The organism is Mucilaginibacter flavus, assembly GCF_030409315.1.
In the GTDB taxonomy this organism is placed as follows: domain Bacteria; phylum Bacteroidota; class Bacteroidia; order Sphingobacteriales; family Sphingobacteriaceae; genus Mucilaginibacter; species Mucilaginibacter flavus.
In genome coordinates, this window is sequence record NZ_JAUFPS010000012.1 from 43,681 (window position 1) to 70,195 (window position 26,515).

The 26,515-nt window shown below is 41.5% G+C and carries 25 protein-coding genes and 1 other RNA gene; 17 read left to right on the forward strand and 9 right to left on the reverse strand.

Going from position 1 to position 26,515, the window contains the following annotated elements; all coding sequences use genetic code 11:
• Positions 1 to 31: 31 nt before the first annotated feature.
• Positions 32 to 760, forward strand: a complete 729-nt coding sequence (locus QWZ17_RS02855; RefSeq protein WP_290303390.1) for a 4'-phosphopantetheinyl transferase family protein — start codon at positions 32 to 34, stop codon at positions 758 to 760.
• Between the two features lie 11 nt (positions 761 to 771).
• On the opposite strand, the gene QWZ17_RS02860 is transcribed toward QWZ17_RS02855, so the two are convergent.
• Positions 772 to 1,497, reverse strand: coding sequence for a glycosyltransferase family 2 protein (locus QWZ17_RS02860; RefSeq protein WP_290303391.1), 726 nt, complete (start codon positions 1,495 to 1,497; stop codon positions 772 to 774).
• Between the two features lie 82 nt (positions 1,498 to 1,579).
• Here QWZ17_RS02860 and pbpC point away from each other — a divergent pair, with 82 nt between their 5' ends.
• From pbpC to QWZ17_RS02890, 6 genes are all read left to right on the forward strand, one after another.
• Positions 1,580 to 3,970: a penicillin-binding protein 1C gene (gene pbpC, locus QWZ17_RS02865; protein WP_290303392.1), complete on the forward strand. Its 2,391-nt coding sequence runs from the start codon at positions 1,580 to 1,582 to the stop codon at positions 3,968 to 3,970.
• A gap of 312 nt (positions 3,971 to 4,282) precedes the next feature.
• Positions 4,283 to 4,993: a 3'-5' exonuclease gene (locus QWZ17_RS02870; RefSeq protein ID WP_290303393.1), complete on the forward strand. Its 711-nt coding sequence runs from the start codon at positions 4,283 to 4,285 to the stop codon at positions 4,991 to 4,993.
• Between the two features lie 2 nt (positions 4,994 to 4,995).
• Positions 4,996 to 6,708 (forward strand): ABC transporter ATP-binding protein, encoded by a 1,713-nt coding sequence (locus QWZ17_RS02875; protein WP_290303394.1) that lies wholly within the window; start codon positions 4,996 to 4,998, stop codon positions 6,706 to 6,708.
• A gap of 312 nt (positions 6,709 to 7,020) precedes the next feature.
• A complete protein-coding gene (gene rnr, locus QWZ17_RS02880) occupies positions 7,021 to 9,159 on the forward strand; it encodes a ribonuclease R (RefSeq protein WP_290303395.1) in 2,139 nt (712 codons plus the stop codon).
• A gap of 225 nt (positions 9,160 to 9,384) precedes the next feature.
• Complete coding sequence (locus QWZ17_RS02885) at positions 9,385 to 10,359, forward strand: polyprenyl synthetase family protein (RefSeq protein ID WP_290303396.1); 975 nt, start codon at positions 9,385 to 9,387, stop codon at positions 10,357 to 10,359.
• A 231-nt stretch (positions 10,360 to 10,590) separates the two neighbouring features.
• Complete coding sequence (locus tag QWZ17_RS02890; protein ID WP_290303397.1) at positions 10,591 to 12,183, forward strand: M1 family metallopeptidase; 1,593 nt, start codon at positions 10,591 to 10,593, stop codon at positions 12,181 to 12,183.
• Positions 12,184 to 12,739: 556 nt separating this feature from the next.
• On the opposite strand, the gene rpmA is transcribed toward QWZ17_RS02890, so the two are convergent.
• From rpmA to QWZ17_RS02910, 4 genes are all read right to left on the reverse strand, one after another.
• On the reverse strand, positions 12,740 to 13,126 hold the full coding sequence (gene rpmA, locus QWZ17_RS02895) for a 50S ribosomal protein L27 (RefSeq protein ID WP_290303398.1): 387 nt from the start codon (positions 13,124 to 13,126) through the stop codon (positions 12,740 to 12,742).
• A gap of 49 nt (positions 13,127 to 13,175) precedes the next feature.
• Complete coding sequence (gene rplU, locus QWZ17_RS02900; RefSeq protein ID WP_290303399.1) at positions 13,176 to 13,484, reverse strand: 50S ribosomal protein L21; 309 nt, start codon at positions 13,482 to 13,484, stop codon at positions 13,176 to 13,178.
• 69 nt (positions 13,485 to 13,553) lie between these two features.
• Entirely contained in the window at positions 13,554 to 14,060 is a 507-nt protein-coding gene (locus QWZ17_RS02905) for a hypothetical protein (protein ID WP_290303400.1), read from the reverse strand.
• A 163-nt stretch (positions 14,061 to 14,223) separates the two neighbouring features.
• On the reverse strand, positions 14,224 to 15,621 hold the full coding sequence (locus QWZ17_RS02910; RefSeq protein WP_290303401.1) for a dicarboxylate/amino acid:cation symporter: 1,398 nt from the start codon (positions 15,619 to 15,621) through the stop codon (positions 14,224 to 14,226).
• Positions 15,622 to 15,793: 172 nt separating this feature from the next.
• Between QWZ17_RS02910 and QWZ17_RS02915 the strand changes: the two genes are divergently transcribed.
• Genes QWZ17_RS02915 through QWZ17_RS02930 form a run of 4 tightly spaced genes read left to right on the forward strand, consistent with a single transcriptional unit; the run spans position 15,794 to position 17,997 of the window.
• Entirely contained in the window at positions 15,794 to 16,321 is a 528-nt protein-coding gene (locus QWZ17_RS02915) for a hypothetical protein (protein ID WP_290303402.1), read from the forward strand.
• 43 nt (positions 16,322 to 16,364) lie between these two features.
• Positions 16,365 to 16,862, forward strand: a complete 498-nt coding sequence (locus QWZ17_RS02920) for an RNA polymerase sigma factor (RefSeq protein WP_290303403.1) — start codon at positions 16,365 to 16,367, stop codon at positions 16,860 to 16,862.
• Positions 16,849 to 17,439 (forward strand): 6TM ABC transporter family protein, encoded by a 591-nt coding sequence (locus QWZ17_RS02925; RefSeq protein WP_290303404.1) that lies wholly within the window; start codon positions 16,849 to 16,851, stop codon positions 17,437 to 17,439. Before QWZ17_RS02920 ends, QWZ17_RS02925 begins: the two co-directional genes overlap by 14 nt.
• Positions 17,440 to 17,469: 30 nt before the next feature.
• Positions 17,470 to 17,997: a GNAT family N-acetyltransferase gene (locus tag QWZ17_RS02930; protein ID WP_290303405.1), complete on the forward strand. Its 528-nt coding sequence runs from the start codon at positions 17,470 to 17,472 to the stop codon at positions 17,995 to 17,997.
• On the opposite strand, the gene QWZ17_RS02935 is transcribed toward QWZ17_RS02930, so the two are convergent.
• The 4 genes from QWZ17_RS02935 to dinB all read right to left on the reverse strand — a co-directional run bounded on the left by QWZ17_RS02935 (position 17,998) and on the right by dinB (position 22,420).
• Complete coding sequence (locus QWZ17_RS02935) at positions 17,998 to 18,699, reverse strand: LytR/AlgR family response regulator transcription factor (RefSeq protein WP_290303406.1); 702 nt, start codon at positions 18,697 to 18,699, stop codon at positions 17,998 to 18,000. It abuts the gene before it with no gap.
• On the reverse strand, positions 18,696 to 19,742 hold the full coding sequence (locus QWZ17_RS02940) for a sensor histidine kinase (RefSeq protein WP_290303408.1): 1,047 nt from the start codon (positions 19,740 to 19,742) through the stop codon (positions 18,696 to 18,698). The genes QWZ17_RS02935 and QWZ17_RS02940 overlap by 4 nt, the downstream gene beginning before the upstream one ends.
• A gap of 115 nt (positions 19,743 to 19,857) precedes the next feature.
• Positions 19,858 to 21,087, reverse strand: a complete 1,230-nt coding sequence (locus tag QWZ17_RS02945; protein WP_290303409.1) for an acyltransferase family protein — start codon at positions 21,085 to 21,087, stop codon at positions 19,858 to 19,860.
• A 148-nt stretch (positions 21,088 to 21,235) separates the two neighbouring features.
• Complete coding sequence (dinB, locus tag QWZ17_RS02950) at positions 21,236 to 22,420, reverse strand: DNA polymerase IV (RefSeq protein WP_290303410.1); 1,185 nt, start codon at positions 22,418 to 22,420, stop codon at positions 21,236 to 21,238.
• 73 nt (positions 22,421 to 22,493) lie between these two features.
• Here dinB and QWZ17_RS02955 point away from each other — a divergent pair, with 73 nt between their 5' ends.
• The 6 genes from QWZ17_RS02955 (at position 22,494) to QWZ17_RS02980 (ending at position 26,378) form a co-directional block, all read left to right on the forward strand.
• Positions 22,494 to 23,114, forward strand: a complete 621-nt coding sequence (locus QWZ17_RS02955; RefSeq protein WP_290303411.1) for a 2'-5' RNA ligase family protein — start codon at positions 22,494 to 22,496, stop codon at positions 23,112 to 23,114.
• 20 nt (positions 23,115 to 23,134) lie between these two features.
• On the forward strand, positions 23,135 to 23,755 hold the full coding sequence (locus QWZ17_RS02960; RefSeq protein WP_290303413.1) for a 2'-5' RNA ligase family protein: 621 nt from the start codon (positions 23,135 to 23,137) through the stop codon (positions 23,753 to 23,755).
• Positions 23,756 to 23,924: 169 nt separating this feature from the next.
• Complete coding sequence (locus QWZ17_RS02965) at positions 23,925 to 24,458, forward strand: hypothetical protein (protein ID WP_290303414.1); 534 nt, start codon at positions 23,925 to 23,927, stop codon at positions 24,456 to 24,458.
• Positions 24,459 to 24,679: 221 nt separating this feature from the next.
• Positions 24,680 to 24,778, forward strand: an RNA gene (gene ffs, locus QWZ17_RS02970) — signal recognition particle sRNA small type.
• Positions 24,779 to 24,978: 200 nt separating this feature from the next.
• Positions 24,979 to 25,356, forward strand: a complete 378-nt coding sequence (locus QWZ17_RS02975; RefSeq protein WP_290303415.1) for a DUF1304 domain-containing protein — start codon at positions 24,979 to 24,981, stop codon at positions 25,354 to 25,356.
• Positions 25,357 to 25,421: 65 nt separating this feature from the next.
• Positions 25,422 to 26,378 carry a YpdA family putative bacillithiol disulfide reductase gene (locus QWZ17_RS02980; RefSeq protein ID WP_290303416.1) on the forward strand — a complete coding sequence of 319 codons (957 nt, stop codon included), beginning with the start codon at positions 25,422 to 25,424 and terminating at the stop codon, positions 26,376 to 26,378.
• Positions 26,379 to 26,515: the final 137 nt, after the last annotated feature.

Below are 26,515 nucleotides of genomic sequence, written 5' to 3' on the forward strand. Positions count from 1 at the left end.
CATAAAATAATTCTTATATTAACTTCGCAGCATGGCCCAGATTGAAGTTGAGATTAATTTTTTAGAAGATAATGAGTGGCAGGTAGCAAGCCAATGTAATTTTAACATAGATGAAGGTGTTGATATATGGCGAATTAACATAGCTAATCAATCGGCTGATATTGATAAATATTTAGCGATACTTCAACCCGAAGAAATTGCCCGTGCCAATCGTTACATGCAGCAAAAAGACAGGGTGAGGTTTATTGTAAGTCGTGCAGGTTTAAGGTTGATACTGACCAGGTATCTGCATCAAAACGCTTCTGAGATTATCTTTAAAGCAAATGCTAACAAGAAACCATATATAGAAGGCTCTTCACTTAAATATAACGTATCTCATACCACCGACTGGGTTTTGATTGCGATAGCCAATAGTGATGTTGGTGTGGATACAGAAAAAATTGACCCATCTTTTGATTTTCCGTCTATCCTGCCTGATTATTTTAGTCCGGCAGAAACCGTCTTTATCAGCCACTCACCAGAAAACTTCTTTTTACTATGGACCAGGAAAGAAGCTTTAACTAAAGCCACCAGCCAGGGATTAGATGAAAACCTAAAGCAAATACCAAGTTTAGGCGGCCCGCAATTTACAGATAACAGTATATTGTTAACGGATAAAAACTGGATAGTAAACAGTTTTAAATTAGATAGCCTGAATTTTGGAAGCGTTGTAGTTGAACAGCATATCAAGAAGTCGCGCTTTTTTAATGCCGATTTTTAGATCGAAACCCCTTATTTACTTTTAAAAAGCCCGTATTTAACAATACAGTAAATAGCGCGAACACCATCCTTCCATCCTATTTTTTTACCCTCTTCATAAGTACGGCCGTAGTAAGAAATACCAACCTCATAAATTCTGATCTTAGGTATGCGGGCTATTTTGATGGTCACTTCTGGTTCAAACCCGAAACGTTTTTCGGTAAGTTGTATGCTCTGTATCATTTTGGTATCAAACAGCTTATAACAGGTTTCCATATCTGTTAAATTGAGATTGCTGAACATGTTAGAAGCAAATGTAAGCCACCGGTTGCCAATGGTGTGCCAAAAGAACAAAATACGATGCGGATTACTCCCCATAAACCTCGATCCAAAAACAACATCGGCAAAGCCATTGATTACCGGTTTAAGCAAATCATTATATTCAAAGGGGTCGTACTCCAAATCAGCATCCTGGATGATGAGGTATTCGCCGGTTGCTTTAGAGATACCGGTGTGTAGCGCCGCACCTTTGCCTTTATTTACCTCGTGCTTAAAATATTGAATATTAAGATTGGGATTGGCGTGTTGATAGGCGTTAATCGCGAACTCCGTATTATCAGCTGAGCAATCGTTTACTATAATTACTTCCTTTTCAATATCATTGGTAAGGGCAACAGCTTTAATTTTATCTAAAATTAAGTGTATGGTATTACCTTCGTTATAGGCAGGGATAATAATTGATAGCTTTTGTATGGTCATTATTGTATTTAATCAAACTATATGATAGCCGGGTATTGTGGCTGTATAGCGCTTTAATATATCTTTATTGAAAATATAATTAATGCAAAACGTTTCAACGCGAATTAAAACTTACTTAAAAAAACCAAAAGTAATATTTATACTGGTAATACTGTTTGCATTAACCCTGCTATTTGCGTTTTGTTTACCAAATCCCCTCTTCAAAAGTCCTACATCGTACGTAATTGACGATGACCAAGGGCAATTATTGGGCGCGTCCATTGCGCAGGACGGCCAGTGGCGTTTTCCTTATAACGATAGCGTACCCGAAAAATTCAAACAGTGTATTATCGCTTTTGAAGATAAACGCTTTGAACATCACCCCGGTTTTGACCCGCTTGCTTTTGGCAGGGCGCTAAAGCAAAACATCACCTCAAAAAAAGTAACCAGCGGCGGCAGTACACTCACCATGCAGGTGATCAGGCTGGCTACGCGGCATAAGCGCAGCATATGGAATAAGTTTATAGAGATATTCATGGCTTTGCGGCTTGAACTTACCCACAGCAAAAAAAGTATCCTGGCACTATATGCCAGCAATGCCCCCTTTGGTACAAACGTGATAGGTTTGGATGCTGCCTCGTGGCGATATTTTGGTCGTAGCCCTGATAAACTTTCCTGGGGCGAAATGGCAGCCATGGCGGTTTTGCCAAATTCGCCATCACTGGTGCATCCCGGCAGGAACAGGCTTATTTTACAAAGGAAACGCAATTTATTACTTAACCGGCTATACAAGCAGGGAATTATTGATAGCACCACAGCGAATTTAGCTAAGTTAGAACCAGTGCCGGAGCGGCCCATGCCCCTGCCATCGCTTGCTCCTCACCTGTTACAACGTTTCAAAAACGATTACAAGGCGAGGCCAGTTGGTGATACCCGTATACAAACCAGCATTAAATCAACACTACAACAACAGGTTAACGATATTTTAGAACAGCACCACCAGGTACTAAAAGCCAATGATATCAATAACATAGCGGCGATAGTACTGGATGTAGAAACCGGCCAAACCCTTGCGTATGCAGGTAACATTACGCACCACGAAGACCCACAGATGGAAAGTGATGTGGATGTAATTGATGCGCCACGGAGCCCGGGAAGTACCTTAAAACCTTTGTTGTACGCTTCGATGCTACACAGCGGCCTCATTTTACCCAATAGCCTGCTACCCGACGTACCAACGCTGATTGCCGGCTATCACCCGGAGAATTTTGATTTGGGTTATGATGGCGCGGTACCGGCATCCCGGGCTTTATCACGTTCGCTTAATGTACCCGCTGTTAAAATGTTGCAGCAATTTAAGTATGAACGGTTTTATGACTTTTTACACAAGGCAGGCATCACTACCCTAACTAAACCGGCAGACCATTACGGCCTTTCCTTAATATTAGGTGGTGGCGAAAATACTTTATGGGAATTGAGCGGGGCTTACGCAGATATGGCCCGGGTACTTAATCATTACAACAAGTACGAAGGCCTGTATAATCCTTTAGATTTTCATAACCCCGTTTACAGTAAACAGCCCGATACAAAACCAGAGTTAGAAAAAGCAGGCCTGCTTGATGCAGCTTCCATTTATTATACCTTCCAGGCGATGGAAGAGGTAATGCGTCCCGGCGAAGAAATGCTGTGGCAACAGTTTAGCTCAACGCAGCGTGTGGCCTGGAAAACCGGTACCAGTTTCGGTTTCAGGGATGGCTGGGCTATTGGCATTACCCCTAAATATGTGGTAGGCGTTTGGGTGGGTAATACCGATGGCGAAGGCCGGCCAGGATTAACGGGCATCAATACCGCTGCTCCTGCCCTGTTCGAGATTTTCAGACTGCTGCCCGTATCGCGCGATTGGTTTGAAATGCCTGCCGGTGAAATGGTGAGGATATCTGTGTGCCATCAAAGCGGATACCGCGCCGGGCAATATTGTGAAGATGTTGACGATATGCTGGTACCTAAAAGTGGCTTGAAAGCCCCCGTATGCCCTTATCATCAACTTATACATCTATCTGCCGATGGCAAATACCAGGTAAATGGTAACTGCGAATCGCCGGATATGATGATCAACAAAAAATGGTTTGTGCTGCCACCATCCATGGAGTATTATTACAAGGCACGTAATTATCAATATCATGTGCTGCCACCTTTTAGGGACGGTTGCACACAAGCCGAGAACGGGAACGCCATGGAAGTGATTTACCCCAAAGACGGCGCTAAGATATACGTCCCGCTTGAAGCCGACGGCACCCGCGGCCGTATGATTTGCAATGCAGCCCACCGCCTCCCCGGCATGAAAATTTTCTGGCACCTGGATGATCAATACGTGGGAGAAACTAAAGATTTTCACCAGATGGCCTTAAACCCTCCGCCAGGCAAGCATATACTTACCTTGGTTGATGGTAATGGCAACACGGTAAATATTGGTTTTGAGGTATTGAGCAAGTGAAAGGTGAAAGGTGAAAGGTGAAAGGTGAAAGGTGAAAGGTGAAAGGTGAAAGGTGAAAGGTGAAAGGTGAAAGGTGAAAGGTGAAAGGTGAAAGGTGAAAGGTGAAAGGTGAAAGGTGAAAGGTGAAAGGTGAAAGGTGAAAGGTGAAAGGTGAAAGGTGAAAGGTGANCCTTATTTCTTCGAAATAATTAGGTGGTATGAAACCCTACTTTTACTTAATTGATAAAATTACATCCGTATAACCTAAAACCTAATACGTAAAACCACTCAAGCTAAAACATTCATTATATTGGCTCCATAAACAACTATAGCATGCTTGAGCAGTACGATCTGCATAATTTACTGGTAATTGATATTGAAACGGTGCCGCAGTATGGTACTCATGATGAACTGCCGCCTAATTTGCAAAAACTGTGGGACCTAAAAACCCAATATCAGCGTAAGGAAGAAACTGCCGAGAACTACTATGAACGCGCCGGTATATGGGCCGAGTTTGGCAAAATAGTTTGCATTTCGGTGGGTATTTTTACCGGTAATAAAGATACTGTTGGCTTAAGAGTAAAATCATTTGCCGGGCACGATGAAAAAGATGTGCTTACCCGGTTTTCTGCCTTACTATTCAATCAACCTGCAAACCTGGTGATGGTGGCCCATAATGGTAAGGAGTTTGATTTTCCGTATATCTGTCGCCGGTTGTTGATTAACGGGCTGCCTTTTCCATCGCAGTTGCAACTTGCAGGTAAAAAGCCCTGGGAAATTATCCACCTGGATACCATGGAACTTTGGAAATTTGGCGATTATAAAAACTATACATCGTTAAACCTGCTTACGGCCATTTTTGATATCCCTACCCCAAAAGACGATATTGACGGCAGCATGGTTGGGCATGTTTATTGGAAAGAACAACAGCTTGACCGTATTTGTACTTATTGCCAAAAAGATGTAGTAGCTACCGCGCAACTCATCCGGCGTTACCGCGGCGAGGAGTTGATTAAGGACGAACTGATAACCATAGTTGGGTAATAATGCTGAAAATAAAAGACCTTGAAGTTAGTTTTAAAACCGGCGATGGCTTATTTAAGGCTGTTAAAAACATATCTTTTAGTTTAAACAAAGGCGAAACCATTGGCATAGTTGGCGAATCCGGCTCGGGCAAATCGGTTACCTCACTGGCATTGATGCGCCTACTGAATACAGAGCAGGCTATCATTAAAGGCGAAGTATTGTTGAACGGTGTTTGCCTTTGTAAAATACCTGAAGCCGAAATGCGGCACATCCGCGGTAACCGCATGGCTATGATTTTCCAGGAGCCTATGACTTCGCTTAACCCGGTGCTTACCTGTGGTTTTCAACTTACAGAGGCTATCCGGCTGCATTTGGGGGTATCAAAGGCCGAGGCAAAAGCCAAAACAATCGAGCTTTTCAAAGAAGTACAACTCCCCCGCCCCGAAGCTATTTTTGATAGTTATCCGCACCAGATTTCTGGCGGGCAAAAGCAAAGGGTAATGATTGCAATGGCCCTCTGCTGCAACCCCGAAATATTGATAGCCGATGAACCCACCACCGCGCTCGATGTAACCGTACAAAAAACCATTATAGAACTGCTGCTGAGTTTAAAAGCGACAAGGCATATGAGTTTGATATTTATATCGCACGATTTGGGCGTAATTAAAGAAATTGCCGACCGTGTGATGGTGATGTACAAAGGCGAAATTGTGGAGGAAGCCAAAGTAAGCGATCTGTTTGCCAATCCCCAACATCCCTATACCAAGGGGCTACTCGCTTGCAGGCCATCACCTCGCCAGCATTTAAAAAAACTGCCCATTGTGGCCGATTTTTTTGACGGGGATAACCCGGCCGATACGCCATCGACCACCATTGAAAGCATCAGGTTAAAATACCACTACCCTTCACAGGAAATTGAAGATAGAAAAGCGGCGTTGTATAAACAATCGCCGCTGCTAAAAATAGACGAACTATCAACCTGGTTCCCGGTTAAAAACGGTTTGTTTGGGCAATCAACTAAAGTGGTTAAAGCTGTAAATAATGTAAGCTTTAATGTTTACCCCGGCGAAACCTTAGGACTGGTAGGCGAATCGGGTTGCGGTAAAACTACGCTGGGCCGAACCATTTTAAGATTGATAGAACCGACCGCAGGCAATATCAGTTTTGAAAACACCGATTTGCGGAGTTTAAAAAAGAACGATCTGCGGGAGATTCGCCGTAACATACAGATTATTTTCCAGGACCCGTATTCGTCATTAAACCCGAGGCTCACCGTTGGCCAGTCGTTAATGGAACCGTTGCAGATACACCAATTTTACACCAGCGATACCAAACGCAAAAAACACGTATTTGACCTACTGGAACGTGTAAACCTCTCGCCCGATCATTTTAACCGATACCCGCATGAGTTCTCGGGCGGGCAAAGGCAGCGTATAGTTATCGCGAGGGCGTTGGCGTTGCAGCCCAAGTTTATCATTTGTGATGAATCTGTATCGGCCTTAGATGTATCTGTACAGGCGCAGGTATTGAACCTTATCCGCGAGTTGCAGGAGGAATTTAGGCTCACCTATATATTTATATCTCATGATCTGGCAGTTATCAAACACATCTCCGACAGAATGATGGTAATGAATAAAGGCGAGATAATTGAAACCGGATATCCCGATGATATTTATTATCGCCCTAAGGAAGCGTATACTAAGAATTTGATAGCCTCAATACCACAGGGGTAAATCGATGGCTAAAGTCATGCTCCGCTGGAGCATTTTTCTTCCTTTTAATTACTTCTACAAAGCTTTTGTCCCTCTGGGACAGCCTATCAAGTGTAGCAGATCTTAAAACTCGTATTTGCCGAAACTATATCCCGCGTGAAAAGCATCCCAGAGGGATGAAAGCTTTGTAGAAAATACAAACACAATTTTAGAACTCCATAGGAGTTCAACTCAACTTACCTTAATTATAATCCAGCATTACAATCCAACGTGTTAAAACGGCAAATTCCCCTTAAATACTATATTTCCGTATCTTAGCGCAAATACTTTTGTATGTCTAAAAAAAAGAAAAATAACTCATCTATAGTACAGGTACTCACCCAAATGGTGCTTGATATATTTGAGCAAAACGGCAATACGCCGCTTAATTACAAACAAGTTTCTGCTAAACTAAACGTACGCGATCCCGAATCGCGCGAAATCATATTCGATATTTTAAAGGAAGAGGCTTTTAAATCCGTACTAAAAGAGATTTCTCCGGGCAAATTCCAGTTACTTGAACTTAAAACCTTTGTTGAAGGCAAGGTTGACCTTACCAATGATGGTTCGGCATTTATAATTACCGATGATGAATTAGAGGGCGATATTTTCATTGCACCACGCAAATTGCGCAATGCGCTTAATGGCGACCGCGTAAAGGTTTATGTTTACGCCAAAACCAAGGGTAAACGCAAAGAAGGTGAGATCATTGAAATTCTGCAACGTGCTAAAATGGAGTTTACCGGTGTGGTAAAACTCTCTGAACGTTTCGCGTTTTTTATTCCTGATGACCGCAAAATGATGCACGATATCTTTATCCCCATGACAGAGCTTAACGGGGCTAAAAACGGCATCAAAGCTGTTGCCGAGATCACAGATTGGCCTGTTGACGCTAAAAACCCCATCGGCAGGATTAAACACATTCTTGGCGCGCAAGGCGAAAACGATACCGAAATGAACGCCATATTGGCCGAATACGGTTTTCCTTTATCATTCCCCGCCGAGGTTGAACACGAATCGGAAGAAATTTCTGACGTGATCACCAAAGAAGAAATTGCCCGCCGTAGGGATTTCAGAGATATTACCACTTTCACTATCGACCCATTTGACGCTAAGGACTTTGACGATGCTTTATCGTTCAAGGTATTGGAGAACGGCAACTACGAAGTTGGCGTGCACATCGCCGATGTATCACATTACATCATTCCCGATTCTGCTTTGGATAAAGAAGCATTGGACAGAGCAACATCGGTTTACCTGGTTGACAGGGTTATCCCCATGCTGCCCGAGCGTTTATCAAACGGCTTATGTTCGCTTCGCCCTAAAGAAGAAAAACTATGCTTCTCGGCTGTTTTTGAATTAGACGAAAACGCTTTTATTCAAAACGAATGGTACGGTAAAACCATTATCTATTCTGACCGGCGCTTTACCTATGAGGAAGTACAGGAAGTTATTGAAAGCCAGCAAGGCGACTTTAAAGATGAGATCCTGAAACTAAACGCCTTAGCCTACAAACTACGCGATCGTAAATTCAAAAACGGCGCTATCAGCTTTGAAACTACTGAGGTTAAATTTAAACTGGATGAAACTGGCAAACCTACCGGCGTATATGTAAAGGAACGTAAGGATGCCCACAAGCTTATTGAAGATTTTATGCTGCTTGCCAACCGTAAGGTAGCCGAGCATGTGAGCAAAATGGGTAAAGGCAAACATAAATATACTTTTGTGTACCGCACCCACGATTCGCCCAAACCCGATTCATTAGCCAATTTTGCGCAGTTTGCTGCCAGGTTTGGATATAAGATCAACACCAAATCGGACAAGGAAACGGCCAAATCGCTTAACTTTTTGATGGAAGATGTGGAAGGTAAAAAAGAGCAGAATGTGCTTACACACCTGGCTATCCGGTCGATGGCCAAAGCTATTTATACCACCAAAACAACCAGCCACTACGGTTTGGCCTTTGACCATTACACGCACTTTACCTCGCCTATACGCCGGTACCCGGATGTGATGGTTCATAGGCTGTTATTCCATTATTTAAACGGCGGGCAATCTGCCAATGCCGAGCATTATGAAAAACTGTGCAGCCATAGCTCGCAGATGGAGAAAAAGGCCGCTGATGCTGAACGAGCTTCTGTAAAATACAAACAGGCAGAATACCTTAGAGATCAGGTGGGCAACATGTTCACCGGCATTATCTCGGGCGTTACCGAATGGGGCATGTATGTAGAGATCATCGAAAACAAATGCGAGGGCATGATTCGCCTGCGCGATATATCCGATGACTTTTATACTTTGGATGAAAAAAACTATTGCATTATCGGTCAACGTAAAAAGAAAGTTTACCAGCTTGGCGACGAAGTGCGCATCCGTGTTAAACATGTAGATTTAACCAAAAAACAGATTGATTTTTCTTTAGTACAGGATTGAGGGCTGGTTGATTAAGTGAGTGGTTGATTGGGTTGGATTAAGTTGAATAAGCGAATGGTTGATTGAGTTAGATTAGATTGAATAAGTGACATGGAGATTCCCCCTGTCTCGTCCTTAGATAATCCAACTCAATCAACTTAGTCCAACCTAATCAACTTAATCCAACTCAATCAACTCACTCCAACCCATCAACTTAATCCAACTCAATCAACTATTAACAAATACATGAAACAACTTACAGAACTACACGCCTTGGTGAGCGAGGCCGTAGATAAACTTACTTTTCCGTCCTATCCTGCCGACCTTTACGAACCTATAAGTTATATACTGGCACTGGGCGGCAAACGCCTGCGCCCTGCCCTGCTGTTGATGGCTTGTGATTTATTTGGCGGCGATGTGGAGAGCGCTATTGAACCGGCCATGGCTATTGAGGTGTTCCACAACTTTACACTGATGCATGATGACATCATGGATAAAGCCCCCCTACGCCGTGGTAAAGTAACTGTTCACGAAAAATGGAACGCCAACGTAGCTATCCTATCCGGCGATGCCATGATGGTTGAGGCCAACAAGCTTATGATGATGGTTGACGACGCCATTTTACGCCCGGTAATGAATGTTTTTAACGAAACGGCCATTGGTGTATGCGAAGGACAGCAAATTGACATGAGCTTTGAGCAACTTACTAATGTAGAAATAGAAGAATACATCAACATGATTCGCCTTAAAACAGCGGTATTGTTGGGCGGAACGCTTAAAATAGGATCTATCATAGGCGGTGCCAGCGCAAACGATGCACAACTACTATATGATTTTGGTGTTAACCTCGGCATAGCTTTCCAGCTACAGGATGACATTTTAGATGTGTATGGAGATCCCGAAAAGTTTGGCAAACAGGTTGGCGGCGATATCATCTCCAACAAAAAAACATACCTGCTTATTAAAGCGCTTGAGCTTGCCAAAGGCGATCAAGCTGCCACACTGAACAATTGGCTTACTGTTGAGCAATTTGATGCCACAGAGAAGGTTACAGCGGTTACTGCCATATACAATCAATTAGATATCAGGCAATATGCTGAAGAAGCGATGCAATCATACGCCGAAATGGCCTTTAACGCATTAGATAAAATCAACCTGCCCGAAGACCGCCGCCAATACCTGCGTCAGTTTGCTGATAATTTGCTGGTAAGGGAGTATTGATTATATTTAGGGATAATAATTTGCAAGAAGCTACTCAAAAACGTTAAACAAAACTGCAATATCCCAAACGTCATTGCGAGGTACGAAGCAATCCCCTACTGTACAGAGCGGATTTGCTTCCGGGGGATTGCTTCGTACCTCGCAATGACGGATTCTATATATTTTAAACAGCTTCTTAGATCACGATACATAGTCCCAATCATCTTCACTTTAGGTGAATAAAATAACTAAATGAAAAAAACGATACTCACAACATTGGCGCTACTTGCCGTAGTGTTGACCAACGCCCAAACCCTAACCTCTGGCGGTAAACTTAAACCCGAGCAGGCTATTATGGATGTAAGACATTACACCATTTCGCTGGCGGTTGATCCTGCTCAAAAAACCATTGATGGTTTTACTACCATTGATGTAATTATGGCGCAGCCAACTAAGGTTTTACTGTTTGATTTGTTAGATTCTTTAAACGTAAGTAACGTATTGGTGAATGGCAAAAAAGAGCCTTTTACTTATCAAAACAATCTTATTACGATCAATACCACTAAAGAACTACCCGCCGGTAAGGCAAGCGTAAAGGTTATTTATGGCGGTAAGCCACATGTTGCACGTCGCCCGCCTTGGGATGACGGCTTCATATGGGCCAAAGATTCAACCGGGCATGCCTGGGTTGCTATTACTGCCGAAGGAACCGGTGGCAAGCTGTATTTTCCGTGTAAAGACCATCCTTCTGATGAACCAAACGAGGGTGTGGATATGATTATTACCGTTCCTAAAGATTTGGTGGTATGCGGTCCGGGTTTGTTGCAAAAGGTTACTAAACAAAACAATACGGCAACTTATCATTGGAAAACTAATTACAGTATCAACAACTATAGTATTCTGTTTAATGCAGGCGATTATACTGTAGTGAGCAGGCAGTATAAAACAGTTGCCGGCAACACCGTGCCTATCCAGTTTTATATATTAAAAGAAGATGCATCAAAAGCGAACCATCATTTGGATATTTTTGAGCGCACCATCCACATACAGGAAAAATACTTTGGCGAATACCCATGGGCGAAAGAGAAAATAGGCATTGCCGAAACGCCGCATCTGGGCATGGAACACCAAACCATGAATGCTTACGGGAATAAATTCAGGTACACCAAACTGGCCGGCCAGGATTTTGACTGGCTGATGCATCACGAGTTTGGCCATGAGTGGTGGGGCAATAAAGTTACGGCTAAAGACTGGGCCGATTACTGGATTCACGAGGGCATCTGTACATTTGGCGATGCCATGCCAATCCGCGATCTGGAGGGCGAAAAGGCTTATAATAAACATTTCGCACAAGCCTCGCTTTCATTTGGCAACAAGATTCCTTTGGTTGTTGGTAAGGATATTGACGAAGAAGCGGCCTACAATGGCGATATCTATGGCAAGGGCGCGTTCTTTATGCACACGCTAAGGTATATTATGGGCGATAGCGTTTTCTTCCCTACCATAAAAGGCTTTGTAACCAGTCCGAAGTATACTTACAGCAATTTGGTTACCACTGCCGACGTACAGGAGTATTTCAGCAAAGCGGCGGGTATTGATCTGAAACCGTTATTCGATCTATACATCTACTCCATCAACAAGCTCGAAATACACGTAAAAGCACAGCCACGTGATATGTACCTGGTACAATTACAAAATATAGATATGCCTTTACCTGTTGATGTCACCGCTGACGGGGTTACCAAACGCTATACGTTAGATAAAAAAGGGATTAGGATAAAGAGCGCAACGGCACCGGTTATTGATCCGGATACTTTTTATTTAAAAAAGCTGATTACTGAGTAAATGAGATGGCTACCGTTTTTATTGGGGCTATGTTTGGTGCCCCAATAAAAACGGTATTTCTTCTTTATAAAGCTCCATATTATATCACTGACGGCAACTATTAAGAACTTTCCGAGAAATAGATGATTGTGTCTATTGATACCATAATTGCGAAGTACGAAGTAATCGCGAGTTTGCAAACCTGCCCTGTAAAGCACGATATTGCCTCGTGCCTATTCATTGGACTATAAAAAAATTGTTGTCATTCTGAACGTAGTGAAGAATCTTCTTCGCTATAAAGGTCTGCAATTAGCATGGCGAAGAAGATCCTTCGTTCCTCAGGATGATAGGGTGAAGAAGCTATTTTACCTCCTTTCTAATTCCCGAAGCCGCCGATTTCACCATTTACAGCAATCGTATGGTTGAAGTATACAGAATTTATAGCTCACAATGGGCTTTTCCTTTTGATAACCAACAATTAACCCAGTACTTTTAAGGGGCATCCAAAATCTCCTTAAACAAAAAATCCCTGATCAAAATTGACCAGGGTTTTTTAATATCTAAAAGCTTTTGCTAATTACTCAGCTACTGCTTCTTCAGCATCTGCTGCTTTTTTAGCTTTTGGTGCTGCTGCTTTCTTTGCTTTTGGAGCTTCTTCAACAACCGGAGCTGCAACTGGTGCAGGCGCTGCAACTTCAGCAACTTTTTCTGTTGCAGGAACAACAGAAACGTATGAACGGTTATCAGCTTTTTTGCGGAAAACTACAATACCTTCGGCTAAAGCGAACAAAGTATGGTCTTTACCAATACCTACGTTAACGCCTGGGTTGTGTTGGGTACCACGTTGACGAACGATGATATTACCTGCAATTGCTGGTTGACCACCGAAAATTTTGATACCTAAACGTTTGCTATGCGATTCGCGGCCGTTTCTGGAACTACCGGCCCCTTTTTTGTGTGCCATTGTTTATATCTTTTATGAGCTGATAAAACAGCTCGGTTTAAACCTTTAATTATAATGTAATACCGGTGATCTCGATCTTGGTAAATTGTTGACGGTGACCGTTTTTCTTTTTGTAACCTTTTCTACGTTTCTTTTTGAAAACGATTACTTTATCACCTTTTAAATGAGACAAGATCTTAGCTGAAACTTTAGCACCTTTCAAATCAGAACCTAATTTGAATGCGCCTTCGTTTTCTGCTAACAATACACTGTCAAATTCAATACTAGCGCCTTCGTCACCTTGTAACCTGTGTACAAAGATCTGCTGGTCTTTTGCAACTTTGAATTGCTGTCCGGCTATACTTACTATTGCGTACATGTTTGTTAATTATTTGTTTTAAAATTCGAGGTGCAAATATAGAAATTGATTCCTTAATATACAACCCTGTTACTTATTATTTTTCAGCCTGGTTTCGGCTGTAGTTAAACTCTGATCTATTTCTTTGATCAATTGCTTGTTGGCATCAATTAATTTAGGGTCGCCTACAAAGTTTGAATCAAACACCACGCGCTTACTTTTCTTTTTGTATTTAAACTCGATGATGTAACGTACAGGTTTTTCCTTACCTGTAGTATCACCGGTTTCATTGGAAGGAAAATCCCAGAAGCCCAGGTCGGCTGCCTTGCGGTGCAGGTATAATAAATCATCATCAGTTAACCTAACGTTTAGCTTTACCAATGAATCCCTTTTATTGAGATACTGATATTCGCGTGTTTTTGAATCGTATTTGTTTACCAGGCTATCCTTAATACCGTACTGAATTGAAAGCGACTGAAAATCAGAATAACGGTAAGGCGCATTCTTGATCATCATGCTGTAATAATAAACGCAGTACACTATAAAAGGTACCACAACAACCATGGTTAAGAATATTTTTTTTGAAGTTGAAGACATCTTTTAATTAGTGAATTATTGAGTTAGTGAATTATTGATTTTATCCATCCGTCATTGCGAGGAACGAGGCAATCCCCGATTAGCTGAGCAACCATACAAGCCTACTCTATATAGTTGGAGATTGCTTCGTGCCTCGCAATGACTATTTTTTATTTATTAGGTATTAAATTACTGTATCCTCTGGCTGTTTTTTTAATTCGCCCTCCCACTTACTTACCACAGCCGTTGCCATTGCGTTACCAAGCACATTGGTTGCCGATCTGCCCATATCCAAAATCGGATCAATACCTATCAGCAAAAACAATCCGGCTTCGGGGATATTGAACATTGATAACGTACCGGCAATGACCACCAGCGATGCCCGCGGTACGCCTGCAACACCTTTGCTGGTAAGCATCAGTACCAACAGCATGGATAACTGGTGACCAAATGATAAATGAATATCATATGATTGTGCCAGGAACAACGACGCGAAGGTCATGTACATCATTGAGCCATCCAGGTTAAAGGAATAACCCAGCGGCAAAACAAAACTTACAATTTTATTGCTGCAGCCAAACTTTTCCAGTTCAACCAAAACTTTGGGGTATGCGGCCTCACTTGTAGAAGTACTAAAGGCAATCAGCATGGCATCTTTGATGCTGTTAATTAACCTGAAAACCGGTTTGCGCAACACTACAAACCCCGCCAGTATAATTAGAAGCCAAAGCAAAACCAGCGAAAAATAAAACTCGCCTATAAAAATACCATAGGTTGAAAGCACACCAAGTCCCTGTTTGGCTATTACCGCGGTGATGGCACCAAAAACAGCTAATGGAGCCAATTTCATTACATAACCTGTTATTTTCATGATCACGTGGGCTATGGCATCCATCGCTTTAATCACTATTTTACCCTGCTCGCCAATGGCAGCCGTGGCGATACCAAAAAACATGGCAAATACCACAATTTGTAATATCTCGTTATCGGCCATTGATTTGATAAAGCTTGTAGGAAAAACGTGCCCTATAAACTCTACTAATGAAAGTGCCGATTTTTTTATACCGGTATTCAGGTGACTATCCGGTAAAGGCAGGTGCATGGTTTTGCCAGGCTCAAACAGGTTAACCAACAACATACCTAACAACAACGAAACCAACGTAGCACTGATAAACCAGAGCATAGTTTTACCGCCAATGCGCCCAACTGCCTTAATATCCCCTACTTTGGCTACGCCGACAACCAACGTGGTGAATACCAATGGTGCAACCACCATTTTTATCAGGTTAAGGAAAATCTTACTTAAAATATTGAAGTATTCCAGCTTATCTTCACGCAGTGTAGTGTTATCCTGTTGGGCTTTTACAAAAGTAGCCCTTTGTGTTTTTAATTGTTTGTAAACAGTAGTGGTGGTATCTGCCGATGTGGCTAAACTTTTATCGATACTTTTAATGCCGGCTTCGGCAGTGCTTATATTGGCATTAATACTTTTAATTACATTGGTATTGTAAATATTGCCTAATATCACACCCAAAATAAGGGCGATAAAAATATACAGCGTCAGTCTGTTTTTTGTCTGCATCGATTTTTTTGAAGCCGTAAAAGTACGGAAAAAATAGAATCAAGAATTAAGAGTCAAGAACCAAGATAAAAATATGTAACGCAGGTCAAACGAGCGGCACTTTCCTGTCTTAACTCTTGATTCTTGTCTCTTGATTCTATTTTTTCCGTATTTTGGCTCAATTAACAACAGAATGACGGTTACTACCTACGGATTGCAGCATATCAAAAAGGAAATTCAGCACCTGCCCAATGAGCAGGTTGCCGAGTTATTGTTGCGACTGGCCCGTTATAAAAAAGAAAATAAAGAGCTGTTGGCCTACCTTTTATTTGAAGCACATGACGAGGCCGGCTTTATTGAAAAGGTTAAAGCTGAAGCGGGTTTTATGTTTAGTCAGTTGCCTTCGTTAAGTTACAACGCGGCTAAAGGCATGCGTAAAATTTTACGGCTGCTGGGTAAGTACACCAAGTTTATGGCATCAAAAACTGCAGAGATAGAACTATTGCTAAACTTTTGCAGCAATTACCTGGAATACGCCGACAGGCGCACATCGTACAAACCCATCAGACTAATATTAACCCGGCAGGTTGAAAAGGTGCGGGGGCTGATAGGCAAATTGCATGAAGATCTCCAATATGACTATGCCGATACCTACAATACGTTAATAGCCGACGCCGAGAAAAAATTGAACTGGTTTAAAAAGAGTGATTACCCGTTGTAACATATTTACCTGCCGGTAATCTAAAATAAAAAATCTATTAACAGTGGCCAACAAAGAAGCAGCATTCAAGCAAATATATGAAGCTAATTCTAAAAAGATATTTCACCTGTGCTATGGTTATACCGGCGATGATGATGCCGCGAACGACCTTTTACAGGAAACCTTTTTAAAAGTATGGCAAAACCTGGATAAATTCCGCAACCAGGCCATGATCTCTACCTGGATCTATCGTATTGCGGTAAATACCTGTTTAACCTACCTCCGATCAGAGAAGCGACAGGCTAAAGACGAACTTACCGAACAAATAGCCGAAACAAAACGAGAGGAGTTTTCTGAGAAGAATGAACAGGTGGCGCTTTTATATAAATGTATATCTAAACTGGAAGAATCAGAAAGAATTATTATAACATTGGTACTTGATGAGGTACCGTACCCCGAAATAGCAGACGTTTCGGGTATATCGGAAGGGAATCTGAGGGTGAAAATTTATCGTATTAAACAAAAGTTAACAGAATTATATAACCAGTATGAAAGACTTTGATCATTTGATGTCGGTTTGGCAGGGACAGCCAAAGCAAGATCAGCTTTCAGTGGATGAGGTGCTGAAGCAGGTAAAGAAGGGAATTCGCAGCATAACTAATAAGTTGTACTGGACAATAGTGGCTATGGTGGCTATCACCATATTTGCGGCCATCGTAACATTTTTTCTGGCGTTTAAATCAACGGTTACAACGGCCGGTATATTAATAGTATTGGTTACCATGTTAATGTACCTGTCATTAACCGTAAGGCATTACCACATTTTGGGCAAGCATGATGCTACCCTTAATCCATCAGAATATTTAGAAAGCTTAAAAGAATACCAAAAAACACGCTCAAGGGTGATTGGCTGGTTTTATTACATCTATATACTGCTCATCAGCACGGGGCTTGCCTTATATTTTATTGAGGTATTGGAACATTCATCCACGGCGTTTAAAATAGGCACTTACAGTTCGATTATCGTTTGGTTTTTATTTACCACCTTTTACTTAAAGCCCCGTATGTTTAAAAACGAGGAGGAAAAACTAAACCTGATGATAGATAGATTGGTAAGATTGAAAGAACAGTTCAATTAAGTATTATTGCGCCGTAATTTTTAATAAAGAATGACGGACAATACCATTAAGCTTCACAAAGTAACCCCGGCAGATGCCGGCGCCCTGCTTACCATAAGCCGGGATACTTTTTATTATTTCTTCGGTCCGTTAAACGAGCCGGCTAATATGGATGCGTACGCTGCCAAAGCGTTTACCCCAGAACGCATTCGCTCCGAAATTGAAAACCCTCACTCCCAATTTTATTTCGCGTTAGTTGATGGCGAGGTAGCAGGCTATCTTAAACTGAATTTTGAGGATGCCCAATCTGAATTTCAGGATAAGGATGCCTTGGAAGTTGAACGCATTTACGTATCAAAAGAGCATCATGGCAAAAAAATTGGCCAGTATCTTTTAAATTTCGCCACCCAAACAGCCATCGATTTAAATATGAATTACATTTGGCTTGGCGTTTGGGAACACAACCACAACGCTATAGGTTTTTACCAGCACAACGGTTTTACTTTATTTGCCAACCATCCGTTTATGCTGGGCAGCGATTTGCAGAATGATCTGCTGATGAAAAAGGAGCTTAAATAATCAAAGCTTATTTTGATTGATGAGGTTATGAATTACCTGCTCTCGTAATTGCCTGCTTATAGGTACCTGGTGCCCGTCGATATTTAAGGTATTACCTTCTATGGAAGATACCTTTCCCCTCGCTATAATGTAAGATTTATGTGTTTGCAAAAAATTACGCTGAGGTAGTTTATCGGCAAAGGCTTTTAAAGTGCTGTGGGTAATAACCTTGCGGGTTGTGGTATAAATTTCAAGGTAGTTTTCCATCCCTTTAATATAAAGCACATCTTCAAACATTATTTTTTCCAGCTTACCCTCGCTCTTTACAAACAGGTAGGTGGCTTCAGATTGATTGTTCGTCAAATCGAAATAATCTTTGGCCTTAAACGCGGCCTTCATAAAGCGCTCAAAAGAAATTGGTTTAAGCAGGTAATCTAACACATCCAAATCAAAACCATCGGTAGCATATTCTTTAAACGCGGTGGTAAAGATCACTTTTGGCGGTTTGGGCAATGATTTAATAAAATCCACGCCGTTTAAATGGGGCATCTGGATATCCAAAAAAAGTAAGTCGACAGGGTGCTGCAACAGCATCGTGCCTAATTCCATGGCATCCTCGCATTGCGTCTTCAAATCTAAAAAATTGGCTTTGGCAACGTAGCCTTCCAATCCTTTACGGGCAAAGGGTTCATCATCGGTAATAATGCAGGTGATGGGCTTCATGCTTGAAGTTTTAATTTTAATTCGGCCATATAACAATCATCCTGCAAACCGGCAGCTAACTGGTGCTTGTCCGGATAAAGCAAATGTAACCTGCGTCTTAAATTTTCCAGCCCTATTCCGCCAAATTCATTTGATAACTTAACCATATCTGGCACATGGTTACTTACCGCAAAAACAACCTCGTTATCGATAAGCCTTGCGCTGATATTTAATTGATACTTCCCCCCTACGTACTTAAAAGCGTTTTCTACCAGGGGCAGCATCAACAGGGGATAAATTTGCTGATCAGTCAAATGCGGATCGAAGTTTACCTGTAATTGCATTTTACTACTTGCCCTTATCGTTTGCAGTTCAATATAATCGCCAAGGTACTTTAACTCCTGTTGTATAGGCACCAACAGTTGTTGGTCATATAGCTGATAACGCAACAGGTTTGATAGCAACTCTGTGCTTTTTTTTGCCCCTGGCACATCTTCATCCATCTGAAAATAAATGGTATTTAAAGCATTGAACAACAAATGAGGGTGATATTGAGCTTTTAAAAACTTCAGTTCGGTTTCCAGTTGATCATTAGTCAGTTTTTCTAATTGAACCTTATTCAATACGTAAGCCTTTAGCCAGGTACTGCTTCGGGCCATGCCGTAATAAACAATGGCGTAAAGCGTGGGGATCATGTTAATGTCGGCAACATCGGCCCAGGGCATCAGCTCTAAACCCTGAGTGCTGTGCAAACCTATGTCCATTGGCATAAATATCAGGTTCACCAGTATAATATTTGCCCCTACCAATATGGCCAGCTCCTTTACCACGCCCTTGTAAGAAAGCTGTACCGCCCAGCACCTATCATAATACCTGAAAAGCCATTCAAAAATATAGATGGCCGAATAGCCTACTAATATAGAGCATGCCATTTCAATGGCATTGATATAAAATTCCCTTTCCCAAAAATGCTGACCAATATCGGTATCATGCAACAGCCTAACAGTAAAATATACCAATAGGCCATATAATGCAGGAAAAATATACTTTCTGAAAAACCTCATTTTTGAATAAGAGTCAAGAATTAAGAATCAAGAGTTAAGACTAAGATCGTAATTTGATTGTGTTTAAGGTATGATAATTGTTTTGCTTTCCAAGAATCTGCAATTACCGTAATATCTATACTGCAAGAGACTCTCCTACTCGCGGGTTCGATGCAACACTGCTGTCTTGATTCTTAACTCTAACCTCTTGATTCTTCCCCAAAGGCTTCATGCCAAACAGAAACCGGGTTAAGGCATAGGGTTTTATAAATAAATGGTAAGTAAGCGTAGTTACAAAAAATGTAATACCCACGGTATAAATGTATTTAGAAAGGATACTTTCATTTTGCGTTTGCACTATGTAATACGCTATTAAAACAATAACCGTTTGATGGAGGATATAAAAGGGATATACCGCCTGGTTTAGATAGTTTAATGTTTTATGGGGGCGGTTTAGGTAACATTTACCATAACCCACCAATGCCAATACCCAGCCCCATGCAATTGTTGGTCTTAAGGCTGTAAAAGCGTATGAAAAACCAATATATTGAAAAGGCCAGCCGGGATGTTCTGGTTCAATGCCGTTCCAGCGCATTACTTCCCAGGTTATCAAACTTAAAAAACCAATGGCTAAGGCAAAGTGGCGGTTGCGTTCCAGGCTGTCCATCAGTTTGGGTTGAAGGATACAAATAAAACCTGCCAAAACAAACAATAACCAGTATATAAAGTAGCTGCCATCATGAATCAGATCGTTGGTTTCGGGCAAATCCCAACTGGTAAAAGTAAACCACAAAATTCCGGGTAGCGCTAAAACGTAAACCCATTTCCCACGGGCTAAAAATGTCAGACTTCGTTTAAAACCTTCGCTTTTAGGCGATACCATCCAGGCAAACGCGGGCGCGAATATCAAATCGTAAATAAACAAATAGGCAATAAACCAAAGGTGGTGCCAACTAAAACTTCCTTTAGGATAAGGCACAAAATTAAACACACTTGCATAAAAATGCCAGTAACTGCCTTGATAACCATGGGCGATGCGTTCCATGTAAATTTGCGGCGGCACAATGATAAACATGCCCACTAACAGCGGTATAAAAAGCCTGCGGAAACGTAAGCCGATGAAGTTTAAAGTAGATCGCCGCTGCATCATGTAGTAACTCACGGTACCAGAAATAAAAAAGAGCAGCGGCATCCTGAAAAGGTGCAAAAAATGATTCGATTCCATCATCAGGTTACTGGTTTGGTCATTTTTGATATGCCAGCCATCTTCGGCCACAAATGGCATAGCCGAATGAAAAAACAATACACCAATAATGGATATAATCCTGAGCCAATCAAGGTAGGTTTGTCGTTGTGTGGTTTCCATAACTTGTTCTTTTTTTAACAAAAGAACCAAGCAGCAACCACCCGGTAAAAATATTTTGACCAATGGTAGCAAAGCTTTGACCAACGGCGGTTAGAAGAGGCAAGATATTAGAATCAAGAGTTAAGACCTTATTGAATCTTTACTCCTATTATCCCCTCATAAACGGGTTAAAATTACGGGTACCAATCTCCATACCTGCGGCCCTACATATTGTTTTATCGCCAAATTTAAAGTTAATGTTATCCATAGCCTGGTAAAGGCGAATGCGCTCCTCATTGTCTTCAAACAGGTTAATCTGGTAACGGCCGCTGGCCAGGTCACTTAACCTAACGCCTATTAGCCTGATGGGCCTGTGTTGATTCCAGGCTTTTTTGAGCAGTTTTTTAATGCCGGGTAATAAAATATGCTCGGCGGCGGTAAGGGCTATTTTTTGCTGTTGTGTATGGGTTTCAAAATTGGCGTAACGGATTTTGATAGCCAGGCAGGATGCCAGCTTATTTTCGCGCCGCAGTTTTGAGGATAACTCTTCGGTCATGGATACCAAAATGGTTTCAAGCGTACGCTGGTCATTAATGTTGATATCAAAAGTACGTTCGGTGGAAATCGACTTTCTATCAGAATGCGGCACTATCTCGCTATGATCAATCCCATGCGCCTTTTCCCAAACATATATACCCATCTTACCAAAAACAGCTTCCAGGAACTTGATATTGGTACGCTGCAAATCTCCTATTTTTTCAATGCCATATCGATACAATTTTTGGCTTGTACTTTCGCCCAGGCCAGGAATCCTACTAATGGGTAAAGGAGCCAGAAATTTAATTTCTTCGCCGTGTTTTATCCAAAGTTGTCCGTTGGGTTTGGCCGCGTTGGTGGCCATTTTTGCAACTGTTTTGCCCGATGCCATACCAAAAGATATTGGCAGCCCGGTTTCTTTGATTACCCGTTGCCGCAAATCGCAAGCAATTTTAAAACAATCGTAAAAACGATCCATTCCTGTCAGATCGATATAGAACTCATCTACCGACGTCTTTTGATATAGCGGCACAGCATCGTGAATAATTTCGGTAACCTCGCGTGAAGCCTCTGAGTAACGCCCATGCGTACCCCGCACGATGATAGCTTCGGGACACAGTTTCATCGCCTGTTTCATGGGCATGGCCGAATGGATACCAAACTTACGCGCTTCATAACTACACGAAGCCACTACTCCACGCTCGGCCGAGCCACCGATAAGTACAGGCTTGCCAATGAGCGCGGGATTAAACTTCCGCTCAACCGATACAAAAAATGAATCGAGATCGATGTGTACAATGTGTCGCTTTTGATCCATAAAACAAATGTGAAAATAAATTTGCGATTTTACTAATATTTTTAGCAATTTTGATTTATCAATAACGATAGCTATGCCGATGTACGAAGATTATTTAATGCTCCTTTCGCCACCTGAGGCTATTAAGCATGAAATATCTCGCTATAAAAAAGCTTCGGCTAAAATTATTGGCAATTACAAAAGCATCAATTCTCCGGCCCATATTTCTATCATGCATATGGAGCGGCAGAAACCGTTCATGGCCGATAAAAATGTAGAGTTGATGGAGCAAACACTGGCTCAATTGCCGCCGGTATTATTGCATTGGGATGGCTTTGCCCATTTTACGCATCTGCATAAAAAGATGACGATATACGGCAATATCCGATCTACACCGGCGAGTGACGAATGGTTTAACCAATTGAAGAAAAAGCTAAAGATCAAAAAGAATATTGCCCCTCATATTACTGTAGTACGCGATGTGCCCGAGGAACAGTTTAATATGCTGTGGCCGCATTTCAGGCATAAAAAATTAGTTGAACCATTTTGGATAAACGCCTTGACGGTGGTAAAGCGCGATACTTTTGACGCGTATGCCAAATGGGAGTTTTTTAAATCCTTCGGCTTTAAAAACAAAACAGGTTTTATAGGGGCAAATAACATCGAAGCTGGTCGGATAGACGTAGCGGGCCAGGACCAGTTCAATTTATTTTAAACAATTTAATAATTAGAAATATGAATTCGCCATTTTTTCACTTCGTGTTATCATTACCGGATCATGTGAATACGGATATTGTTAAATTAAAAAATGGATCCAAACGGATCATCGGCGATTATCCGGGCGCAAGCTCCAAACCTCATATTACTACCAATAACTATCCACGGCATCCGGTTCATGTGCATGATAACGGCTTCTCGATGTTTGAGCGCAGGCTAACCGCATTGCCTCCCATTATTTTTGAAATTGATGGCTTTGATTGCTTTAATGAAAACAATGACTATAGCAAAACCATTTACGCCAAACTCAAAATCAGCGATCATCATAACTACTGGCTTAAGTTATTAGGCGATATTGTGGGTAAAAGCAGCGGCACGCCACACATCACCATAGCACGCGGCCTTAACCCCGATCAGTTTAATATGCTGTGGCCTCATTTTCAAAAACGGCAATTCCAAAAGAAATTTGTGGTATCTAAATTCACCATTTTAAAAAACCTTGTTACCACAGGCACAGCCGTTTATCGCGAGTTTGAGTTTAAAGGGTCGGCCGATTCATTAAGCGCTGTTTACCAAGATTATTTATTGCGCAATTTAAAAAGCGCGTCGTCTTTTAGCCAGCAAATAAGCCTTTTTTGACATGGTATAAATAAATAACTTACTCAAACATGTTACTGTCGCAAAATGACACCATAACAGAAATAATTGGCGAATAGCGATGTCGTAAACTCGATTTCTCTATTAAAATAAACAACCTAAACCTTATCATTTCAATTAACATCATTACTTAAATCAAAAAAAATCACAAATGAAAAAAGTTTATTTAACAGCTTTATTAGCTGCTGGCATTGCCATATCTGCAAACGCGCAAAAATTAGAAAAGCCCGAGATTGATAAAATTAAAGGCGATACCACCTGGAAAACGTCAGACGAGAGAATTTACACTCAATTAGGATTAGCTTCGGGCAGGTTATTATATGTTTATGCCGAAAAAATAGGCCAAAGCTATATCCTGTGCTTCAGGATAGATAATATGAATGGGCCGCGTGTATGGTCTGTGGGTGCGGCCGATATCACTAACATTAAATTTACCGATAATAGCGTATTAGATTTGAAACCCGAAGTTGGAGGCGAAGCCCGCGTAAGTTATAACTCCCAGGCCGACCGCGTTATTAACCTGATATTTTATAAATTGGATAAAGAAGACATAGAAACACTCAGAACAAAGTCCGTATCCGTTATCCGGATTGCGACCGACGGTGCAGGTAATTTTGACTATGAAATAAAACCTAAAAATGCTGATCTGATCAAAAAAGATCTCGATTTGATACTAACACAATAGTAATAAAGGCGGTTAGAAAATCGCCTTTATTATTAAAATCGTCCCCCTCTCTGATAAAACACGTATCCAAACACCAATTATAAATATCATAAAAGATGATTTTAAACTCAGCAGATAGTCTAACCGCTTCAAATCAAATTATATCACCCTAACAATCAACCCCTAAAGCATTTTTAACAATTTATTAACCAAAAACGTATCCTTTTTCTATATTTGCGCCGGGGTAAGTCTTTTACGGCCAGCTCCTCTTGAACTCCCCCAGGGTGGGAACGCAGCAAGGGTAGAGAGTTGAGCGGCGCGATAAAAGTAGCTTACCCTTTTTTGTGCCTTTATTTTTCCTCATCAGAATCTGAATGCGAGAGAAGGCACAATTTAGTTTCATCATAATCAATCCAGCCCTACCTGCCGCAGTAATTAACTACGTTATGAAACAAAATGCTGTTAACTCCGCAACAGAATACTAAATTTAACCAGGCATAAGTAAAATATAAACCATGCCTATAAACCTAAAAGCCCGTTTATGGAAAACATCATACCAGTGTTAGCTAAAATTTTTACAGGATTGGTAGCCATTGAACACATCTTTATTTTATGGATGGAAATGTTTGCCTGGGAAATCACCGGAAAGAAGATATTTAAAGACGCCTTGGCCGCAGATTTGTTTAAACCAACCAAAGGTTTGGCGGCTAACCAGGGGCTATATAACGGCTTCCTGGCAGCAGGCTTGATATGGAGCTTCTTTATTGCAGACCCGGTATGGCAAAAAAACATAACTTATTTCTTTTTAAGCTGCGTAATTGTTGCGGGGATATATGGCACATTCTCGGCGTCAAAAAGAATATTTTTTACACAGGCCTTACCGGCAATTATTGCATTGATACTGGTTGTTTTAGTTTAGTCTACCAAAGGTAAATTGGCAATTGAGCGTTACACATCTCAGTCAAAACTGTTTATCTTCGCCACATGCTGGATATACTTATTATTGGTGGTGGCCCTATCGGCTTAGCTTGTGGCCTGGCCGCGCAAAAAGCAGGTTTAAGTTTTGTTATTGTCGAAAAAGGCTGCCTGGTAAACTCGCTGTACAACTATCCTTCAACCATGACTTTTTTCTCTACTTCAGAGAAATTGGAAATTGGCGGGGTACCTTTTGTAACCGTTCACAACAAGCCAACCCGTAATGATGCTTTAGAGTACTACCGTCGCGTGGCGTTATCAAACAACCTTCCTCTCCGTTTATTTGAGGAAGTAACCAATGTAAAAGCTGAAGGAGAAGGATATACCATTACCACGAGCAAGGCCAGCTATCAAGCTAAAAAGGTAATCTTATCAACTGGTTTTTATGACATTGCCGTTAACCTTGATATCCCCGGCGAAGACCTCCCCAAAGTAAAACACTATTACCAGGACCCGCATTATTATACTTCGCAAAAAGTAGTGGTGGTGGGCTCAAGCAACTCGGCCATTGATGTTGCCCTGGAAACCTACCGCAAGGGTGCCGAAGTAACCCTCGTGGTGCGCGGCCCTGAAATTAGCAGCCGTGTAAAATATTGGGTACGTCCTGATATTATCAACCGTATTAAAGAAGGCAGCATTAAGGCTTATTTTAACTCCAACCTTGAGGCGGTGCGGGAACATGAGGTAGATATTAAAACTCCTGATGGGCGAGTTACTATTCCCAATGACTTTGTAATGGCGATGACCGGCTACAAACCCAATTTCGAATTTTTGAAAAAGCTGGGCATTACCTTATCAGACGATAAGTTTATCCCCCAATATAATCCCGAAACTATGGAAACTAATCTACCGGGGCTTTACCTCGCCGGCGTAGTTTGCGGCGGCCTTGATACGCACCTATGGTTTATTGAAAACTCCCGCATTCACGCCGAAATGATTTTGAGCGATATTGTGGCGAAGCGGTAAGTGGTTTATTGAGTTGGATTAAGTTGAATATGTTAGATGGAGTTGACAATCTAAATTATACTGATTTACGATGCTCAATCAGCTTATCCTAACTCACACTAACTGGATCAACTTATTCAACTTAATCCAACTCACTT

Bases quoted from the DNA above. Each gene is read 5' to 3' on its own strand.
- QWZ17_RS02855 (WP_290303390.1), top strand. From the start codon at position 32: ATGGCCCAGATTGAAGTTGAGATTAATTTTTTAGAAGATAATGAGTGG.
- QWZ17_RS02860 (WP_290303391.1), bottom strand. From the start codon at position 1,497: ATGACCATACAAAAGCTATCAATTATTATCCCTGCCTATAACGAAGGT.
- pbpC (WP_290303392.1), top strand. From the start codon at position 1,580: ATGCAAAACGTTTCAACGCGAATTAAAACTTACTTAAAAAAACCAAAA.
- QWZ17_RS02870 (WP_290303393.1), top strand. From the start codon at position 4,283: ATGCTTGAGCAGTACGATCTGCATAATTTACTGGTAATTGATATTGAA.
- QWZ17_RS02875 (WP_290303394.1), top strand. From the start codon at position 4,996: ATGCTGAAAATAAAAGACCTTGAAGTTAGTTTTAAAACCGGCGATGGC.
- rnr (WP_290303395.1), top strand. From the start codon at position 7,021: ATGTCTAAAAAAAAGAAAAATAACTCATCTATAGTACAGGTACTCACC.
- QWZ17_RS02885 (WP_290303396.1), top strand. From the start codon at position 9,385: ATGAAACAACTTACAGAACTACACGCCTTGGTGAGCGAGGCCGTAGAT.
- QWZ17_RS02890 (WP_290303397.1), top strand. From the start codon at position 10,591: ATGAAAAAAACGATACTCACAACATTGGCGCTACTTGCCGTAGTGTTG.
- rpmA (WP_290303398.1), bottom strand. From the start codon at position 13,126: ATGGCACACAAAAAAGGGGCCGGTAGTTCCAGAAACGGCCGCGAATCG.
- rplU (WP_290303399.1), bottom strand. From the start codon at position 13,484: ATGTACGCAATAGTAAGTATAGCCGGACAGCAATTCAAAGTTGCAAAA.
- QWZ17_RS02905 (WP_290303400.1), bottom strand. From the start codon at position 14,060: ATGTCTTCAACTTCAAAAAAAATATTCTTAACCATGGTTGTTGTGGTA.
- QWZ17_RS02910 (WP_290303401.1), bottom strand. From the start codon at position 15,621: ATGCAGACAAAAAACAGACTGACGCTGTATATTTTTATCGCCCTTATT.
- QWZ17_RS02915 (WP_290303402.1), top strand. From the start codon at position 15,794: ATGACGGTTACTACCTACGGATTGCAGCATATCAAAAAGGAAATTCAG.
- QWZ17_RS02925 (WP_290303404.1), top strand. From the start codon at position 16,849: ATGAAAGACTTTGATCATTTGATGTCGGTTTGGCAGGGACAGCCAAAG.
- QWZ17_RS02930 (WP_290303405.1), top strand. From the start codon at position 17,470: ATGACGGACAATACCATTAAGCTTCACAAAGTAACCCCGGCAGATGCC.
- QWZ17_RS02935 (WP_290303406.1), bottom strand. From the start codon at position 18,699: ATGAAGCCCATCACCTGCATTATTACCGATGATGAACCCTTTGCCCGT.
- QWZ17_RS02940 (WP_290303408.1), bottom strand. From the start codon at position 19,742: ATGAGGTTTTTCAGAAAGTATATTTTTCCTGCATTATATGGCCTATTG.
- QWZ17_RS02945 (WP_290303409.1), bottom strand. From the start codon at position 21,087: ATGGAAACCACACAACGACAAACCTACCTTGATTGGCTCAGGATTATA.
- dinB (WP_290303410.1), bottom strand. From the start codon at position 22,420: ATGGATCAAAAGCGACACATTGTACACATCGATCTCGATTCATTTTTT.
- QWZ17_RS02955 (WP_290303411.1), top strand. From the start codon at position 22,494: ATGCCGATGTACGAAGATTATTTAATGCTCCTTTCGCCACCTGAGGCT.
- QWZ17_RS02960 (WP_290303413.1), top strand. From the start codon at position 23,135: ATGAATTCGCCATTTTTTCACTTCGTGTTATCATTACCGGATCATGTG.
- QWZ17_RS02965 (WP_290303414.1), top strand. From the start codon at position 23,925: ATGAAAAAAGTTTATTTAACAGCTTTATTAGCTGCTGGCATTGCCATA.
- QWZ17_RS02975 (WP_290303415.1), top strand. From the start codon at position 24,979: ATGGAAAACATCATACCAGTGTTAGCTAAAATTTTTACAGGATTGGTA.
- QWZ17_RS02980 (WP_290303416.1), top strand. From the start codon at position 25,422: ATGCTGGATATACTTATTATTGGTGGTGGCCCTATCGGCTTAGCTTGT.